The organism is Sinorhizobium sp. 8-89 (genome assembly GCF_030124325.1).
Lineage (GTDB): Bacteria > Pseudomonadota > Alphaproteobacteria > Rhizobiales > Rhizobiaceae > Sinorhizobium.
In genome coordinates, this window is the sequence record NZ_JASKLR010000003.1 from 253,213 (window position 1) to 269,937 (window position 16,725).

15 protein-coding genes are annotated in these 16,725 nt (G+C 61.4%); 5 read left to right on the top strand and 10 right to left on the bottom strand.

Annotated features, from left to right (window positions below):
• Positions 1-6: 6 nt before the first annotated feature.
• Complete coding sequence (gene ychF, locus QN219_RS08530; RefSeq protein ID WP_283999181.1) at positions 7-1,110, bottom strand: redox-regulated ATPase YchF; 1,104 nt, start codon at positions 1,108-1,110, stop codon at positions 7-9.
• Between the two features lie 291 nt (positions 1,111-1,401).
• Between ychF and clpS the strand changes: the two genes are divergently transcribed.
• The gene (clpS, locus tag QN219_RS08535; protein ID WP_173509587.1) at positions 1,402-1,713 is read left to right on the top strand and encodes an ATP-dependent Clp protease adapter ClpS; all 312 of its coding nucleotides are present in this window, start codon (positions 1,402-1,404) and stop codon (positions 1,711-1,713) included.
• A gap of 37 nt (positions 1,714-1,750) precedes the next feature.
• Here the strand turns inward: clpS and pth are convergent, their stop codons facing one another.
• From pth to QN219_RS08560, 5 genes are all read right to left on the bottom strand, one after another.
• Complete coding sequence (gene pth, locus QN219_RS08540) at positions 1,751-2,470, bottom strand: aminoacyl-tRNA hydrolase (RefSeq protein WP_283999182.1); 720 nt, start codon at positions 2,468-2,470, stop codon at positions 1,751-1,753.
• A 193-nt stretch (positions 2,471-2,663) separates the two neighbouring features.
• Positions 2,664-3,398: an ABC transporter substrate-binding protein gene (locus QN219_RS08545; RefSeq protein WP_283999183.1), complete on the bottom strand. Its 735-nt coding sequence runs from the start codon at positions 3,396-3,398 to the stop codon at positions 2,664-2,666.
• A gap of 24 nt (positions 3,399-3,422) precedes the next feature.
• Complete coding sequence (locus QN219_RS08550) at positions 3,423-5,795, bottom strand: bifunctional diguanylate cyclase/phosphodiesterase (RefSeq protein ID WP_283999184.1); 2,373 nt, start codon at positions 5,793-5,795, stop codon at positions 3,423-3,425.
• Between the two features lie 362 nt (positions 5,796-6,157).
• The gene (locus tag QN219_RS08555; protein WP_283999185.1) at positions 6,158-6,781 is read right to left on the bottom strand and encodes a 50S ribosomal protein L25/general stress protein Ctc; all 624 of its coding nucleotides are present in this window, start codon (positions 6,779-6,781) and stop codon (positions 6,158-6,160) included.
• Positions 6,782-6,938: 157 nt separating this feature from the next.
• Entirely contained in the window at positions 6,939-8,120 is a 1,182-nt protein-coding gene (locus QN219_RS08560; RefSeq protein ID WP_283999498.1) for a benzoate/H(+) symporter BenE family transporter, read from the bottom strand.
• Positions 8,121-8,440: 320 nt separating this feature from the next.
• Here QN219_RS08560 and QN219_RS08565 point away from each other — a divergent pair, with 320 nt between their 5' ends.
• From QN219_RS08565 to QN219_RS08575, 3 genes are all read left to right on the top strand, one after another.
• The gene (locus tag QN219_RS08565) at positions 8,441-9,397 is read left to right on the top strand and encodes a helix-turn-helix domain-containing protein (protein WP_283999186.1); all 957 of its coding nucleotides are present in this window, start codon (positions 8,441-8,443) and stop codon (positions 9,395-9,397) included.
• Positions 9,398-9,669: 272 nt separating this feature from the next.
• Positions 9,670-11,178: an aldehyde dehydrogenase gene (gene adh, locus QN219_RS08570; protein ID WP_283999188.1), complete on the top strand. Its 1,509-nt coding sequence runs from the start codon at positions 9,670-9,672 to the stop codon at positions 11,176-11,178.
• 83 nt (positions 11,179-11,261) lie between these two features.
• Positions 11,262-11,639 carry a DUF779 domain-containing protein gene (locus QN219_RS08575; protein ID WP_405052117.1) on the top strand — a complete coding sequence of 126 codons (378 nt, stop codon included), beginning with the start codon at positions 11,262-11,264 and terminating at the stop codon, positions 11,637-11,639.
• 13 nt (positions 11,640-11,652) lie between these two features.
• On the opposite strand, the gene QN219_RS08580 is transcribed toward QN219_RS08575, so the two are convergent.
• Complete coding sequence (locus QN219_RS08580; RefSeq protein WP_283999191.1) at positions 11,653-12,342, bottom strand: NYN domain-containing protein; 690 nt, start codon at positions 12,340-12,342, stop codon at positions 11,653-11,655.
• A gap of 110 nt (positions 12,343-12,452) precedes the next feature.
• Complete coding sequence (locus QN219_RS08585) at positions 12,453-13,358, bottom strand: LysR family transcriptional regulator (RefSeq protein ID WP_283999192.1); 906 nt, start codon at positions 13,356-13,358, stop codon at positions 12,453-12,455.
• A 76-nt stretch (positions 13,359-13,434) separates the two neighbouring features.
• Here QN219_RS08585 and QN219_RS08590 point away from each other — a divergent pair, with 76 nt between their 5' ends.
• A complete protein-coding gene (locus tag QN219_RS08590) occupies positions 13,435-14,454 on the top strand; it encodes an aldo/keto reductase (protein ID WP_283999193.1) in 1,020 nt (339 codons plus the stop codon).
• Between the two features lie 62 nt (positions 14,455-14,516).
• On the opposite strand, the gene QN219_RS08595 is transcribed toward QN219_RS08590, so the two are convergent.
• Entirely contained in the window at positions 14,517-15,449 is a 933-nt protein-coding gene (locus QN219_RS08595; protein ID WP_283999194.1) for a ribose-phosphate pyrophosphokinase, read from the bottom strand.
• 317 nt (positions 15,450-15,766) lie between these two features.
• The gene (locus QN219_RS08600) at positions 15,767-16,624 is read right to left on the bottom strand and encodes a hypothetical protein (RefSeq protein ID WP_283999195.1); all 858 of its coding nucleotides are present in this window, start codon (positions 16,622-16,624) and stop codon (positions 15,767-15,769) included.
• Positions 16,625-16,725: the final 101 nt, after the last annotated feature.

Here is a 16,725-nt window from a genome sequence, read left to right on the forward strand (position 1 = left end):
ACCGCATCAGGTATTGAAGCGGAAATGAATGACGTCGCCGTCCTGGACGACATAGTCCTTGCCTTCGTCGCGCGCCTTGCCGGCCTCCTTCGCGCCGGTTTCGCCGCCGAGCGAAATATAGTCATCATAAGCGATGGTGTTCGCGCGGATAAAGCCCCGCTCGAAATCCGTGTGGATAACGCCTGCGGCTTGCGGCGCCTTGGTGCCGCGCGGGATGGTCCAGGCGCGCGTTTCCTTCGGGCCGACCGTGAAGTAGGTGATGAGGTCCAGCAGCTTGTAGCCGGCGCCGATCAGCCGGTCGAGACCAGCCTCCTCGAGACCGAGCGCGGCAAGGAATTCCTTGGCTTCCTCTTCCGGCAACTGCGCCACTTCGGATTCGATCGCGGCCGAGATGACAACGGATTCGGCGCCTTGGGCCTTTGCCATTTCGGCTACGGTGCGGGTGTGTTCATTGCCGGTAGCGGCGTCGCTTTCCGCGACGTTGCAAACGTAGAGCACCGGATGGGAGGTGAGGAGGTTGAGGCCCTGGAGAATGCGCAGTTCGTCGGCGTCGAGCTTCGACAGCAGCGTACGTACCGGCTTGCCCTCCTGCAAGAGCTTCAACGATGCTTCCATTATGGGAAGCTGCGCCATCGAGTCCTTGTCCTTGCCGACGGCGCGCTTGCGCGTCTGTTCCGTACGGCGCTCCAGGCTTTCGAGATCAGCAAGCATCAATTCCGTCTCGATCGTCTCGGCATCGGCGACCGGGTGGATGCGGCCTTCCACATGGGTGATGTCGTCATCCTCGAAGCAGCGCAGCACATGGACTACGGCATCCACCTCGCGAATATTGGCGAGGAACTGGTTGCCGAGACCTTCGCCCTTGGATGCGCCGCGCACGAGCCCGGCGATGTCGACGAAGGAGATGCGCGTCGGGATGATTTCCTTCGACTTCGCGATATCGGCGAGCTTGCGCATACGCGGATCCGGGACCGCGACTTCACCGGTGTTCGGCTCGATCGTGCAGAAGGGATAGTTTGCCGCTTGCGCTGCCGCGGTCTTGGTGAGCGCATTGAAAAGTGTGGACTTGCCGACATTCGGCAGCCCGACGATACCGCATTTGAAGCCCATGGCTGAAACCTGTCGTTCTCGGAATTGCTTGGCGGTGGCTATGGGATAAAGGAGCGGAGCGGTCAAGGTCTTCGCGCGCTTCTGCGCGTTATGATACGGCTTTCCCTTGAATGGCGATGCCCGACGCGCAATATTGTTCTTCGACCCTGATGCATCTTTTGTCCTTAAACCGTTGCCGATTTAAGGACAAAAGATGCATCAGTTCAAAGTGCTACAGCGTTCGTTGCGCGTCCGATAGGATGCGCGGGCTCTGTAGTCTGCTCTTTTCATGTCATCAACGGGTGGATTCCGATGAGTGACAATGATGTTGCCGCAAAGCCGAAGATCAAGTCGAAGCCGAAACTGGAGCGGCCGAAGCTCTATAAGGTAATGCTCGTCAACGACGACTACACGCCGCGCGAATTCGTCGTCGTGGTGCTCAAGGCCGTGTTCCGCATGAGCGAGGAAGCTGGCTACAGGGTGATGATGACGGCACACAAATTCGGAACTTCGGTCGTGGTCGTCTGCGCCAGGGACATCGCCGAGACCAAGGCCAAGGAGGCGACCGATCTCGGCAAGGAAGCGGGCTATCCGCTGATGTTCACCACCGAGCCGGAGGAATGACGCCTCAACGCCGCCTGATCTGAAAGCCGGCCGGGATCTAATCCCCTTTCGAGCCGAACATCTTCTTCAGCATCTCGGCCATCGGTCCGGTGGCCGGAAGCTTCTTCGGTTGCGCGGCGTTGCGGGCTTGGTGAATATGGGATTGCGCGGGCTGCTTCTTCGCCGCCTGGGGCTTTTCCTCGCTCGCCTTGCCGCCGGTCGCAAGCGCGATCTTGTTCATGAGTTGCGAATCCTCGCCCTTCACCAGCATGTCCGCATTATCGGCGATGGCGTCGAGAAGCGGTGACACCCAGACCTGATCCGCCTTGGCAAAATCGCCGAGCACATGGGCGTGCACCAGGTCCTTGACGCCCGGATGGCCGATGCCGAGACGCAGGCGGCGGTAGTCTTTACCGCAGTGGGCGTCGATCGATTTGATGCCGTTGTGGCCGCCATGGCCGCCGCCGGTCTTGATCCGCGCCTTGCCCGCCGGAAGATCGAGCTCGTCGTAGATCACGACGATGTCCTTTGGCGCGAGCTTATAGAAGCGCATGGCGTCGCCCACAGCTTCGCCCGACAGGTTCATGAAGGTCTGCGGCTTCATCAGGAGCACACGTTCGCCCGCGATCTCGCCTTCGGAAATCTCCGCCTTGAACTTCTTCGACCACGAGGAAAAGCTCGGGCGACGCTGTATGGCGTCGACGGCCATGAAGCCGATATTGTGGCGGTTGCCGGCATATTTCGAACCTGGATTGCCAAGTCCCGCGATAATCAGCATGTCGCCATTCTCCTTGGGCTTCCGCCAGCGTCCCTAAATCGATTCCGATTTAAGGAATCATGCAGTAGCGGGGCGAAGTGACAAGCGGCGCCCTTCTCGTCCGCTCTCCTGCGAGCGGGGAGACGGCTAGATTGAGGGGCATCCAAATCCCGCTGACAAACCCAAAATCACTGAGGCCGCGGCAAGTCAATCCTTATTTCGCCGCCTGCTCGATGCGGTTCGGACGCAGGCCGTAGCGTTCGAATATTCGGTCCTGAGTGCCGCCGGCGATCAGGCGGTCGAGTTCGGCTTGCATGCGGGCAACCGTGTCGTCCGGCATGTCCCGGTGGCAGGCGATCCCGTACTGCTTGCCTTCGAGCACCAGTGCCGCCTCGACCGGTTTGCCGCCGGCTCGCATGCTCTCGAAGGTTTTTTCTGACGTTATGAGTAGATCGATGCGCCCGGCGGCGAGCTTCTTCATTGTGGAATCGAGATTGGCCGCATAATCGATCCGCTCGAAGCCATGCGCCTTCAGATAGGTTGCGGAGAAATCCTCCCGCTGTGTTCCGACGACGAACCTGGTCGCCTCATCGATCGTTTGCGGCGCGATTGCCGAACCCTTGCGTCGCACCAGAATCATATGATCGACGAGCAGTGGCTCGACCCATTTGAAGTTCTCGTGTCGCTCGGCATCGTGACCGGTGGTGAAAACGCAATGGAAAGGCTGGCTTTCAGCAAGGGCGAGGGCGCGCGCCCAAGGCAGGACCTCGATGTCGTGAGGGAGATCGACGGCCTCCATGATCAGCGCGATCTGTTCGACCGACGCGCCGTTCGCGCCGCTGCTGGTCGAGAAGTTGTAGGGCGGATATTCCTCGGTTACGAAATGGATCGTCTCGGCGCGGGCAGTGGTGGAAAGACCTAGGAGGAATGCCAGGATCAGATGCTTCACGCCCATTTCTCCTTTTCGACGGCACTATGCCGGGTCGGCAGCCTTGGCTTCTGAATCGTTTTCCAGGAGGGCCAGCATGCCGTCGATGGGCATCGGGCGGCTGAAGAGATATCCCTGGCCATTATCCACGCCGAGCTTGCGCAGAAGCTGCCATTGCTCCTTCGTCTCGATGCCTTCGGCGACAACCGTGCATCCCATCTGATGCGAAATGGTGCGGATGCCCTTGATGAGCATGCGGCTCTTGCGTCTGACGTCGGCGGTCCCGGAACTCAGCGACCGGGTGAAGGACTGGTCGACCTTGACGATATCGACGGGGAAGCGGTTGAGATAGCTGAGCGACGAATAGCCGGTGCCGAAATCGTCCAGCGCGATGCGGCAGCCGAACTCGTTGAGTTGTTTCAGGACGGCGTGGACCTCGGGATTGTCGAGCATCAGCACCGCCTCGGTGATCTCGATGACGATCCGTTGCGGCGAAATGTGATGCTTGAGCAGCAGGGCGGCGAGCTTATGGGGCAGGGACAACTCGAACTGCAGCGGCGAGAAGTTGACTGCCAGATAAGTGTTCTGTGTTCCGTCCAGCTTGGAGATCGCGGCGAGATGGCGGATCGCTTTGTCCAGCACGCGGTCGCCGATACGGCCGATCGTGCCCGTCTCCTCGGCAATGCCGATGATCTTGCCGGGCGGCATCAGCCCTTTTTCCGGATGATCGAGCCGCATCAGCGCTTCGAAGCCGACAATCTGGCCATCGCCGAGACCGACGATCGGCTGCAGCCAGGCCTCGAACCGATCCTCTTTCAGACCGGCTTCGATGCATTGCTCGATCTCGTGGCGCTCGCGTGCGGTGTCGAGCATGCTGGCGTCGAAGATCCGCAGACCGTTCTTGCCGTCGCGCTTGCGCGCATACATCGCCATGTCTGCGTTCAAGAGCAGGTCGGAAGCGTTTGCGGCATGGGTCGGGTAAACGGAAACGCCGACACTCGCACTGACCGACAGCTCGTTGCCGGCAATCGGCATCGGCTCGCGCAGTGCCGCGACGATGCGCTCGCCAATCTCGCTGGCGAGAGCGGCGACATCCGTTTCCGCAACGAGAATGGCAAACTCGTCGCCGCCGAGCCTCGACATCACGTCATCGGCACCGAGCGTCGCGCGGATCAGTTCGACGGTCCGGCGCAGAACGGCGTCGCCGGCGGCGTGGCCGAAATTGTCGTTGATCCATTTGAAGCGATCGAGGTCGATGAACAGGCAGGCAAGCTGCATGCCGCACGCGTCGGCGTTGCGGATCGCGTCATCGAGAGCGCTTTCAAAACCCTGGCGATTAAGCAGTCCAGTCAGGTGATCGGTGATCGCCTGGGCATGGTTGCGGCTTTCCGCCTGCTTGAGCGCGGTGACATCGGTCATGACGGACAGCGAGAGCTCGCCGCCATGGGCCGTTTCGGTTTCGAGGATCAGGACGGTCATGAACTCGCCGTCGGCCTTGCGGAATGGCAGCGTCACCTCGCTGATATTGTCATTGTCGCTCGCGGTCGTCTTCGCGCGAAGGCGATAGGCTTCGTGCCACAGCGGGTCGATGAAATCGGTGAAATTGCGGCCGATGACTTCTTCGCGGGCATAGCCCGTCGCAAGCAGCCAATAGTCGCTGACAGCGCTCAGCCGGTTTGCAGCGTCGAGCGAGAAGAGCATCGCCGGCGTGAGATTGTAAATCTCGGTTGCGCGATCATGCGCGATCTTGAGTTCGGTTTCCTCCCGTTCCAGCCGATCCTGCATTTCGTTGAAGTTCGCGGCGAGCGCGCCCATTTCATCGTCCGAGGTCCAGTCGACCCGATGGCGCGAGCCCAGCCGCCGCGTCGCCTCGATCGCGGCGGTCAACCGCATCAGCGGGCGGATCACGGTGAAACGATTGCCGACGAAGGCCGCCGCGAAGACGATCGTGACTGCAAATAGAAGGATGGCGAGGACGGTCCATTCGTCCTTGCTGAAGCGCGAAAGGATGCCGGGGTTCGGAACGACCACCTCAAGCGCTCCTACTTCCTTGACACCATCGATGCTGTCAAAGGCGATAGCTGTTTTCAAGGAGCGGCTTGCCGTCGTGCCGCCGATGCCACCCACAGGTAGTTGGGCAAGGATATTTCCGCTGGCGTCGCGGACAGTAACGGCGCGGATCTCGGTGGCGTTCATCAGGGATCGGGCGATGCGGTCGATGCCTTGCTGATCGAAGTCCCAGATCGGCTTGCCGAGTGCTTCGGCGCTTGCTTCCATCAGAAGCTCGATGTTCTGCAGGCGCTCGCGCGCCACACGTTCGCTCGATATTGTGAGGAAGAGTGCGAGCAACGGAGCGACGAATACAAACATCGCGCCGCAGATGATGGCAATAAACCGGTTTTCCACCGAGTGCATCACCGCATGCCCCCCTCGGCAGTCGTTGCCACTTCATTCATCGTCAATTCTCTTCGACTGCCACCGATAGGCTCCCCGCCCGGCAGAACATCATCTAATCCTTAAATGTTACTGAAACTGCACCCCGAGATTTCATGATGGTGCGGGGAAGACCTGGGCTTGCATCGGGCGGTGATGCTTCCTGATGAAGTCAGGTCTGGCGTCGGGAAAACAGGTCGTGGGTCGCCGGCCGAATTGAAAAACCCGCCCCATGCGACATGGAGCGGGTTTGTCATGTAGGCGTCGACATGGCTGGCGGGCCGGCCCAAGGAATGAGCCCTGATCTGCGTCCCGCGCCAGTCGCCGGCCGACTGACGAAAAGCAGATTATTCTTCTGCTTCGCCCTCGGCTTCTTCCTCTTCGCCTTCTTCCTGAAGGCCGCCGGCCGGAGCCGCGATCGTCGCGATGGTGAAATCGCGATCGGTGATGACCGGAGTCGCGTTCTTCGGCAGCTTGATGTTGGAGATGTGGATGGTTTCGCCGGCCTTCAGGCCAGTGAGGTCCACGGTCAGGAATTCCGGAATGTCGTCGGCCGGAACGTTCAGCTCGACGTCGTGGCGAACGATGTTGAGAACGCCGCCCTGCTTCAGACCCGGGGACTTCTCTTCATTCTCGAAGTGAACCGGAATGGCAACGGAAACCTGGCTGTCCTTAGTGACGCGCAGGAAGTCGACGTGCATGGTGAAGTCGCGGACCGGATCCAGCTGGTAGTCCTTCGGCAGGACGCGGATCTTCTCGCCGTTGACGTCGATGATCGCGACGGTGGTCATGAAACCGCCGGCGTGGATCTTCATCGTCACGTCCTTGGTGGAGAGCGCGATGGAAAGGGGGGCCTGCTTGTCACCATAGATGACAGCCGGGATAAGACCGTTGCGGCGAAGTTCACGGGAGGACCCCTTACCAACCCGTTCGCGCGTCTCGGCCTTGAGCTCGTAAGTTGCGTGGCTCATGGATAGACCTTTCTGGTTATTTGGAGAGTTTGTCCGTCAAGAAGCGGAAAAACCTGAAGCTGACCGGCAGCTTCATCCGCGTTGCCTCCAAGGGTGTCTGCGCGGACGCGCGGTCCATAGCCGAGTATGGGCGGAAATGCAAGGCGCGGCGGGCGGTTCACGCCCTTCGCTTGGAAAAGCGGGCGAGCGCGAGCATGAGGCCGCCGGCGATCAGACCCCAGAAGGCACCGGAGACGCCACCGAAGCCGGCGCCTGATGCGGTTACCAGAAAGGTGATGGCGGCAGCTTCGCGCGTCTGCGCTTCGCTGAAGGCGGCCATGGCCGAGCTTGCAAAGGCGCCGACCAGCGCCAGACCGGCGACGGCCTCGATCAGGACCGGCGGCGCAAGGCTGACGAAGGTGGTGACAGCGCCGGCGAGAAGCCCGAGAACGATATAGGCAATGCCAGCATTGATCGCCGACCAGTAGCGGCGGGCGCGGTCGGGGTGGGAGTCAACGCCAGCGCACATGGCTGCGGTAATCGCCGCCAGATTGACCGCATGGCCGCCGAAGGGCGCGCTCAGCATCGAAAAGAGGCCGGTCGCCGCAAAGAGCGGACCGGGATTGGGATGATAGTCATTGACCTTCAGCACGGCGATGCCGGGAATGTTCTGCGACGCCATCGTCACAATGAAGAGGGGCAGGGCGATGCTGACCATGGCGGCGGCGTTGAAAGCCGGGAAGACGAATTCTGCCTTGGGCGCAAGGGCCGACGAGAGCTTTGCAAACGTGCCTTCGGGCATGTCAATGCCGAAGGCGATGACGAGGACGAAGGCCAGAAGAGCGGCGGGAACGGCATAGAGCTTGTTGATGCCGCCGACCAGGACCCAGGCGAGAACGATCGGCAGGCCGAAGAGAGGGTTGAACGCGATCGCTTTGACCGGCGCGAAGCACAGGCCGATGAGCACGCCGGCAAGCATCGCATTCGCCAGGGCCGAAGGAATGGAAGAGACCATCCTACCCAGCGGTTTCCAAAGCCCGGCAACGACAATCAGCATGCCGCAGACGAGAAAGGCGCCGACCGCGGCGTTGAAACCGCCCTCGACGGCGGTCGAACTCGCCAGCAATGCCGCACCTGGCGTCGACCAGGCGATGCTGACCGGCAGCCGTGTGACGATGCTAATGACGATCGCACACACGCCCATCGAAATCGACAGCGCCATCAGGCCGGAGGCGGCCTGGGTTTCGGTAGCGCCCACGCCGGCAAGTCCGTTGAGGATGACGGCGAAAGAGCTCGCAAAACCGACAAAGGCAATCAACAGGCCCATGAACAGGCTTTGAATGGAAAAGTCGCGAAGCATGATGGACAACCGGCTGTTGCGGGGCGGGGCGCGTGAAGTATCCTGCTGCATGTTTCCGTAAATCGTAGCCGATTCAAGGATAAAAACATGCAGCAATTCAGAATGCTGCAGCGTCCTTCGCGCGTCTGACAAGACGCGGCGCCTGTAGGGGCATGTCGATACCGCCCGGCTATATCTCCATGTAGTCGTTCGATGGCACGACCTTCGTCTGGCTGGACCCGCTGCGCAATCGATGCCTATAGTGCGGCAGCCGCAGGTATGCCGACCGGGAGATCCGGCAAACCTGTCTCCGCCGGAGGACGCTTTCAGGGAGGGAGCGGATGCCTGCTGTCAGGGATCATTCCGAACACGTCTACAAGATTGCGCATCAACCGTCGGCTGCGGCGAGTTCGCCGGTCGCAGCATCATGGCGCCGCTGCATGACGCTTCACGGGTTGGCTCCAGAGGAGCCTCGAACGCCCTGGCGGCTTGCGGAAAGCGAATTCCGTCAGGCGCGCGAGCGTTCCGGCGTGTTGATTGCGGAGGCGGCGGGAGAACTCGACCGGCTTTTCGCTGTGATCGGCAGGGCCGGGTGCTGCCTTCTGCTCACGGACGACAAGGGCGTCGCGCTCGAGCGCCGCGGCGCGGTCGGCGACGATGCCGATTTTCGCGATGTCGGTCTCTGGTCGGGGACCGTGTGGAGCGAGGCGAGCGTCGGCACGAATGGCATCGGCACAGCGATCGCCGACGAGCGCGCCGTCATTATCCAGCGCGATCAGCATTTCCTGAGCCGCAATATTGGCCTCAGTTGCGCCACCGCGCCGATCCGGAACGAGGCCGGGCGCCTTGCGGCGGCGATCGATATTTCCACCTGCCGCGACGATGCGTCCGAGGCAACGCTGTCGATCCTCTCCCAGGCCGTGCGCGACGCTGCCTCGCGGATCGAGGCGAACCTTTTCCGGCGAGCCTTTGCCGGGGCCCGGATCGTGCTCGTGCCCGCCGATCGGGCAGGGCCAGCGCTGCTTGCGGTCGACCGTGACGACCTCGTCCTTGGCGCGACTCGGGCCGCGCGGCAACGGCTCGGCCTCGACGACGCGCGGATTGCCGCGGGCGTTCCGGCGTCCGACCTGCTTCAGGAAGACGCGCCCGGTGAGGGCGGCGAACTGCCGGACGCCGAGAGGGCGGCCTTGCGGCGTGTGCTCTCGCGCGCAAACGGCAATGTCTCGATGGCCGCCGACCTGCTCGGCATCAGCCGCGCCACGCTTTACCGCAAGATGAAGCGGCTTTCGCTGAACTGAGCAGCGTTGCCTAGCCCCTCCCGCAGGTCGGGCGAGGGAACTGGGAGGTTTTACTCCTCCCTCACCCGAGCTTGCGGGAGAAGGTGCTAGGCAGGTCGGATCAGGTCACTTTCGAGCCTCATTGCTGCGCTGCAGCACGCCGAAGCTAACCAACCTGTCTCAATTCTGAAACAGATGGCACTGCCGGCTGTCGCGGCCGGCTATCGAAAATCCGCATTCGGCCGCACCCTTCCTCGCACAGCAATCGGACTGCTGTTCGAAGGGAGGAAATCATGCTGCATCAGAAGATCGTCGAGAACCCATACAAGCAGAAATACGGAAACTTCATCGGCGGCGAATGGCGAGAACCGGTCGCAGGCCGTTATTTCGACAACACGACGCCGGTCACCGGCGGCACGCTTTGCCAGATCGCCCGTTCTGATGCGGCCGATATCGAGTTGGCGCTCGATGCGGCGCATGCGGCCAAGGAGAAATGGGGGCAGACGTCGACGACGGTGCGCTCCAACATCCTGATGAAGATCGCCGACCGCATGGAGGAGAATCTCGAGCTTCTGGCGCGGGCGGAAACCTTCGACAACGGCAAGCCGATCCGCGAGACGATGGCCGCCGACATTCCGCTGGCGATCGATCATTTTCGTTATTTCGCCGCCTGCATCCGGGCGCAGGAAGGCTCGATCGGCGAGGTCGACCACGATACCGTCGCCTACCACTTCCACGAACCTCTCGGGGTCGTCGGCCAGATCATCCCCTGGAACTTCCCGATCCTGATGGCTGCATGGAAGCTCGCGCCGGCGCTCGCGGCCGGGAACTGCGTGGTACTGAAGCCGGCGGAGCAGACGCCTGCTTCCATCCTCGTCTGGGCGGAACTCGTCGGCGACCTCCTGCCGCCGGGCGTTCTCAATATCGTCAACGGTTTTGGCCTTGAAGCGGGCAAGCCGCTCGCCACCAGCCCCCGCATCGCCAAGATCGCCTTCACCGGCGAGACGACGACCGGGCGGCTGATCATGCAATATGCCAGCCAGAATCTCATTCCGGTAACACTCGAGCTTGGCGGCAAGTCGCCGAACATTTTCTTCGCCGATGTGCTGAACGAGGATGACGACTATTTCGACAAGGCGCTCGAGGGCTTTGCGATGTTCGCGCTCAATCAGGGCGAGGTCTGCACCTGCCCGAGCCGCGCGCTGATTCAGGAAAGCGTCTATGACCGTTTCATGGAGCGGGCGCTGAAACGGGTCGAGGCGATCCGCCAGGGCAACCCGCTCGACCAGGCGACGATGATCGGCGCACAGGCGTCGAGCGAGCAGCTCGAAAAGATCCTCGCCTATATCGAGATCGGTAAGGAGGAGGGCGCCGAGGTGCTGACCGGTGGTGGGCGCAACGTGCTCGAAGGCGAACTTTCCGATGGTTACTATGTCAAACCGACCGTATTCCGCGGCCACAACAAGATGCGCATCTTCCAGGAGGAGATCTTCGGACCCGTCGTTTCGGTGACGACCTTCAAGACCGAGGCGCAGGCGCTGGAGATCGCCAATGACACGCTCTATGGCCTCGGTGCCGGCGTGTGGAGCCGGGATGCCAACCGTTGCTATCGCTTTGGTCGCGCCATCCAGGCCGGCCGCGTTTGGACGAATTGTTACCACGCCTATCCGGCGCATGCCGCCTTTGGCGGTTACAAGCAGTCCGGCATCGGTCGCGAGACGCACAAGATGATGCTCGACCACTACCAGCAGACCAAGAACATGCTGGTGAGCTACAGCCCGAAAGCGCTCGGCTTCTTCTGATCCCGCGCCGGCCTTGCCGGTGATCCTCCGGGCGGGCTCCCGATATTCTATCGGGGGCCTGTCGGGCGTGTGGAAGGGAGAAAATGATGACAGAAACAAGTGGCGAGCCGCGCGTGCTCGCGACCGATGCGGCCATCGAACTCATCCGCGAAATCCGGCGCGGCCATCCGGATATCCTGTTTCATCAATCGGGCGGCTGCTGCGACGGCTCGTCGCCGATGTGCTATCCGGCCGGCGACTATATCGTCGGTGACAATGATGTGAGGCTCGGCAAGATCGATGGCGTGCCGGTCTATATCAGCGCCAGCCAGTATGAGGTCTGGAAGCACACGCAACTGATCATCGATGTCGTTCCGGGAAGGGGCGGAATGTTCTCGCTCGACAATGGCCGAGAGAAGCGCTTCCTCACCCGGTCGCGGCTCTTCGGCGGTGGTGAGGGTTGCGCCGTAGCGCGCGGATAGCGCGGCCCTCCAGTCATTTCTGCCTTACGCGGGCCGGGCTATCACCGTTCGATTTACACTCCAAAGACGAAATACTTTTCATCAACGTATTGAGATTTTTGTATCCGTAATTTCGGGAATCGAAGCCCGAGATCCGTTTTCCGAGTGCGGTTCCGACTGCGCTGAGGGGGGCCCAGCCATCCCCTCGCGCTATCTCCTTGATCGTCGCGAGAATTTCTGCCTCAGGCAGCTTCGGCTTCTGCTCCGATGTTTCCTGAAGAAGGTGGTCGCAATAAAAGAATTTATCGCAAGCTTTCACATAGGGATCTGGCGCCTTCTTCTCTCCAAAGCCGTAAACGGACAGACCATTCTCTCGTATGCGACCTGCAAGAGAGGTGAAATCGCTGTCGCTGGAAGCAATGCAGAAGCCATCAACTTGCCCACGATGCAGGATATCCATCGCGTCGATCGCGAGCTTCAAATCAGTGGCGTTCTTGCTCCTCACTACCGGCGCGACATGGACCGGCGACAGTGCATATTCATGCATCCGCGGCTGCCACGCTTCCATCGCACGATTGCCAAAATGTCCATAAATGCGCTTGATGATTACGGTGCCGATGGCCGATGCTTCGCGGATGATAAGCGGCAGAAAATCGGAGCGAATATTATCGGCGTCTATCAATATCGCCAGGCGATCACGCTGCCTCCTGGAGCTAATTCCCATTTTTACACACGCCTATACATCTAAATTTCTGAAATTAGACGGGAGTATGCGGAGTACGCCTCAAGATTGTCAATATGCGTGGACTTTAGGCCTGGTTGTGAATGCAGGCGTTATTTCTGCGGGCGTCCAATCTTAGCCGCCAGATCGAGGAACGCCCGCAGTTTGGGCTGGGTCTGGGCCTTGGCAGGAAAATAGATGAAGAGGCCTGGCGAGGTCGGCAAGTAGGCCTGGAGCACGCGTTCGAGACGCCCGGTTGCGATTGCCTCGCGGACCGACGGCTCGGGCAGATAGGCGAGGCCGACGCCGGCCTCCGCCAAGTCAACGAGCAGCAGGAAGTCGTCGACGGTGAGCCCGCCCGGCGCGTTGACGGAGAAATCGCGCCCCTCGCGCTCGAACTCCCAGCGATAGATCGTGCCCGAAGTAGGATAGCGATAGCGGATCGCCTCGTGGTGCGTCAGTTCCTCCGGCGTTGCCGGTCGGCCCCTCTTGGCGAAATAGGACGGTGCGCCGACCACGGCCCAGGTAATGTCAGGGGTCAGCCTGACGGCGATCATATCCTTTTCTACGGCCTCACCGATGCGGATACCGGCATCGAAGCGGCGTTCGGTGATATCGATCGCCGCGTCATCGATCGAGATTTCCACGGACACATCCGGATAACCCTGCCGGAAGCGCGGTAGCAGCGGCATCAGGACCAGCGGGATTGCCATGCGCGGAGCGGTCAGGCGCAGGTTGCCGATCGGGCGGTCGCGAAAACCGCCCAGCAGATCATAGGCCTCGGCGATCTCGGACACCGCCGGGCGCACGCGCAGGAGGAATGAGCTGCCTGCTTCCGTCAGCGCCACGCGCCGCGTTGTTCGGACGAAAAGCTGAACGCCAAGCCGGCTCTCGAGCGCCTTGATCGTCTGGCTGACGGCATTCGGCGTAACGCCGAGCGTGGCTGCGGCGACGGTGAAGCTGCTATGCTCCGCTACCGCCAGAAACTCCGTCAATCCGCTGAAGGCGTCGGTCGTCACTTGTTTCCGCTATTATGAAGCCTTTCTTCATAACCTTTACAGTTGACGCCTATTTTCCGCAATAATTCGATTTGCCATGATCAATACCGGTCTCGTGGTTTCGCGCCTCGCATTCGGCGCCATGACCTTCACGGCGGGCGACCGTAGCCTCGGCGCCGTCTACAAGACGGATGCGGAGGCCGCAGCTGTTCTTGTTGGCAGGGCGCTCGACGCCGGAATCAACTTTTTCGACACGGCCGATGCGTACGCCTCAGGTCAATCGGAGCGCATTCTCGGCGAGGCGCTCAGGACACGCCGCGACGAGGTGGTGATCGCGACCAAGGTCGGATTTCGCAGCGGCACGCCGCTGACGCAGGCCGGACTCTCTCGCCGCCACATTCTCTGGTCCGTGGACCAGAGCCTGAAGCGCCTCGGCACCGATTGGATCGACGTCTACATCGTTCACAAGGAGGATCCCTATACGCCGCTCGAAGAGACACTGTCGGCGTTGGACGAGGTCGTCCGCTCGGGAAAGGTGCGCTACATCGGCTTCTCGAACTGGTCGGCCTGGAAGGTCGCCGCAGCGTTGGAAATCCAGAAGGCCAGCGGCCTCGCGCGCTTCACGCACGGACAGATGCATTACTCTCTTCTCGGCCGCGATGTGGAGCGCGACGTAATCCCGATGATGCAGCGCTACGGCCTGGGGCTGACGGTGTGGAGCCCGCTCGCCGCGGGCTTCCTCTCGGGCAAATACACCCGCGACAATCTCGGCGATCCGGACAATCGCTACTCCGGCTTCGACATTCTGCCTTTCGACAAGGAACACGGCTTCCGTCTCGTGGAGCGCATGCGCACAATCGCCGACGCGCATGGGGCAAGCGTCGCGCAGGTGGCGATTTCCTGGCTGCTGGCGAAGAATGCGGTGACGAGCGTGCTGCTCGGCGCCTCCAAGCTGCATCAGCTTGAAGACAATCTCGGCGCCGCCGAGCTTGCTTTATCGGAAGGCGAACTGTCGGCGCTCGACGCCGAAACCGTCCCCGCCCCAGTGTATCCGAACTGGTTCATCGACAATCTTGCCGATCAGCCTGTGGCGCAGGTTTTGGGAAAAAGCCGTTAGGCTGCAGAAAAACGCCGGCGCTTGCGGCGCCGGATACATTTTCCGCTCCCGAGTAATCGATCTCAGTCGAAGAGGCTCGAAACCGACTCTTCCTGGCTGGTGCGGCTGATCGCTTCGCCGATGAGCGCCGCGGTCGAGATCACGCGGATATTGTGCGCGGACTGGACGGCGGTGGTCGGCTGGATGGAATCGGTGATGACCAGTTCCTTCAGCATGGATGAGGCGACACGGGTAACCGCACCGCCGGAGAGAACGCCGTGGGTGATATAGGCGGTGACGCTGGTGGCGCCATTCTTCAAAAGTGCCTCGGCGGCGTTGCAGAGCGTACCGCCCGAGTCGACGATGTCGTCGATCAGGATGCAGTCCTTGCCGTTGACATCGCCGATGACGTTCATGACTTCCGATTCACCGGGGCGATCGCGGCGCTTGTCGACGATCGCCAGCAGACAGTCGAGCCGCTTCGCAAGTGCGCGCGCACGCACGACGCCGCCGACGTCCGGGGAGACGACCATGACGTTCCTCAGGTCGTAGTTCTCCTTGACATCGCGCGCCAGGATCGGAACGGCGTAGAGATTGTCGGTCGGGATGTCGAAGAAGCCCTGGATCTGGCCGGCATGAAGGTCGAGAGTGAGAACGCGGTCGGCGCCTGCTCTGGTGATGAGGTTGGCGACCAGCTTGGCCGAGATCGGCGTGCGCGGCCCGGGTTTGCGGTCCTGTCGGGCGTAGCCGAAATAAGGGAGAACAGCGGTGATGCGGCGGGCGGAGGAGCGGCGCACCGCGTCGATCATGATCAGCAGTTCCATCAGGTGATCGTTGGTGGGAAAGGAGGTGGACTGGACGATGAACACATCCTCGCCGCGCACGTTTTCCCCTATTTCGACGAAGATTTCCTGATCGGCGAACCGCCTGACTGTGGCTTTGCCGAGCGGCAGATTTAGATAGTTGCAGATCGCTTCGGCAAGCAGCCGGTTCGAATTGCCTGCGAAAACCTTCATTGACGGTCCGCCTTGAGCTGGCGCGGCCACCGTCCGGGTGCAGTCCGGGGCGGCTTTTTCCGCGCGAAATCCGTGAGCCATTCCGATCGCGGGCAATCTTTACGGAGGGCCGCTATTCAGAGCTGATCGGCCGCTTTTTAGCGTCCCTGAACTCGAATGCAAGTGGGAATGCTGCGGCGCAAAGGCCATTCTCCTAAAAACTTTGCGTCAACTGGCCAAGATCACGATGATTATGGGTCGACCGACCCAGAATCATAGATCGTGATCGGTTCTCGCAAGTCGGAGCCGGATGCGGGCGGAAAACCGCGCGCTTTTCCTCATCCCGCTTTGGATTGCCGCCAATCGAGATAGGCCCTGATCGTTTTGGTGGCGATTGCCTGCATAGTTTCCGGCGGAACCGCGCTCCAGGGCTCGGCCGCGGTGCTCCCGACAGTATCCTGTCCCTGAATACGGTGCAGGCGGTTGCCGCTGCCATCGAGAATGTCCCAGACATAGACGACCGTCGTTTTCCCGCCGTCGTTGAGCGCCGAAAAATAGCCCTTCAGGATGTGCTCGCTGGTCGCGTCCGCGGAGCCTTTGATCGCCAGCCCCTGCGCACGGGCATCGGCTCCGAGCTGCTTCGAAAGCGGGGTCACCGCCTGGACCGGTGCGCCTATGATCGGCAGGAACCGAATGCCGCCCGAGCCGGACGTTGCCGCGGCGGGCGGCGCGGCGGCGGCCTGCTCTGGCTCTTCCGGAGTCGCAGCGGCAGCCTCCGCCGGGGCCGATTGCTGCCGGACCTCTTCGGCTTCAGGCATCGCATTGGCTTCGGGCATCGCGTTGGCGTGAGGCATTGTATTCTGGATCGGCGTTTCGCCTTGGGCGAGGCGGTTTGCCTGGGCGTCGAGCGTGCCGGCAGGATCCGTATAGGTGGCGTCGCCCGTGACATATTGCGTCGGCGGGCCGGAGATGTTCGGCTGTGCGGAAAAGGCGGCCGTGCGGCTTGGCGGCACGCTTTGTACCGGAACGATGGCCGTTTGTGTGGACATGGTGTCGAGATCGGATTGCGTCACCGGCGGGGAACGGAATGTCCCTCCGCCCACGTCCACCTGCGGTATCAGCACATCCGTGCTGTTGCAGGCTGCAAGTGCTGTTGCAAGACCAAGGCTTGCGATAGGCATGATCGGTTTACGCATCGTTCCCACCGTCCGTCTCGACTCTAACAGTTGGAGCGGGATGGGTCGGAAAACCGCTTTCGCACTTCCTCATCCCGTTCCGGCTCGCGGCGGTTCTATGA

Bases quoted from the DNA above. Each gene is read 5' to 3' on its own strand.
- ychF (WP_283999181.1), bottom strand. From the start codon at position 1,110: ATGGGCTTCAAATGCGGTATCGTCGGGCTGCCGAATGTCGGCAAGTCC.
- clpS (WP_173509587.1), top strand. From the start codon at position 1,402: ATGAGTGACAATGATGTTGCCGCAAAGCCGAAGATCAAGTCGAAGCCG.
- pth (WP_283999182.1), bottom strand. From the start codon at position 2,470: ATGCTGATTATCGCGGGACTTGGCAATCCAGGTTCGAAATATGCCGGC.
- QN219_RS08555 (WP_283999185.1), bottom strand. From the start codon at position 6,781: ATGAGCCACGCAACTTACGAGCTCAAGGCCGAGACGCGCGAACGGGTT.
- QN219_RS08560 (WP_283999498.1), bottom strand. From the start codon at position 8,120: ATGCTTCGCGACTTTTCCATTCAAAGCCTGTTCATGGGCCTGTTGATT.
- QN219_RS08565 (WP_283999186.1), top strand. From the start codon at position 8,441: ATGCCTGCTGTCAGGGATCATTCCGAACACGTCTACAAGATTGCGCAT.
- adh (WP_283999188.1), top strand. From the start codon at position 9,670: ATGCTGCATCAGAAGATCGTCGAGAACCCATACAAGCAGAAATACGGA.
- QN219_RS08575 (WP_405052117.1), top strand. From the start codon at position 11,262: ATGATGACAGAAACAAGTGGCGAGCCGCGCGTGCTCGCGACCGATGCG.
- QN219_RS08580 (WP_283999191.1), bottom strand. From the start codon at position 12,342: ATGGGAATTAGCTCCAGGAGGCAGCGTGATCGCCTGGCGATATTGATA.
- QN219_RS08590 (WP_283999193.1), top strand. From the start codon at position 13,435: ATGATCAATACCGGTCTCGTGGTTTCGCGCCTCGCATTCGGCGCCATG.
- QN219_RS08595 (WP_283999194.1), bottom strand. From the start codon at position 15,449: ATGAAGGTTTTCGCAGGCAATTCGAACCGGCTGCTTGCCGAAGCGATC.
- QN219_RS08600 (WP_283999195.1), bottom strand. From the start codon at position 16,624: ATGCGTAAACCGATCATGCCTATCGCAAGCCTTGGTCTTGCAACAGCA.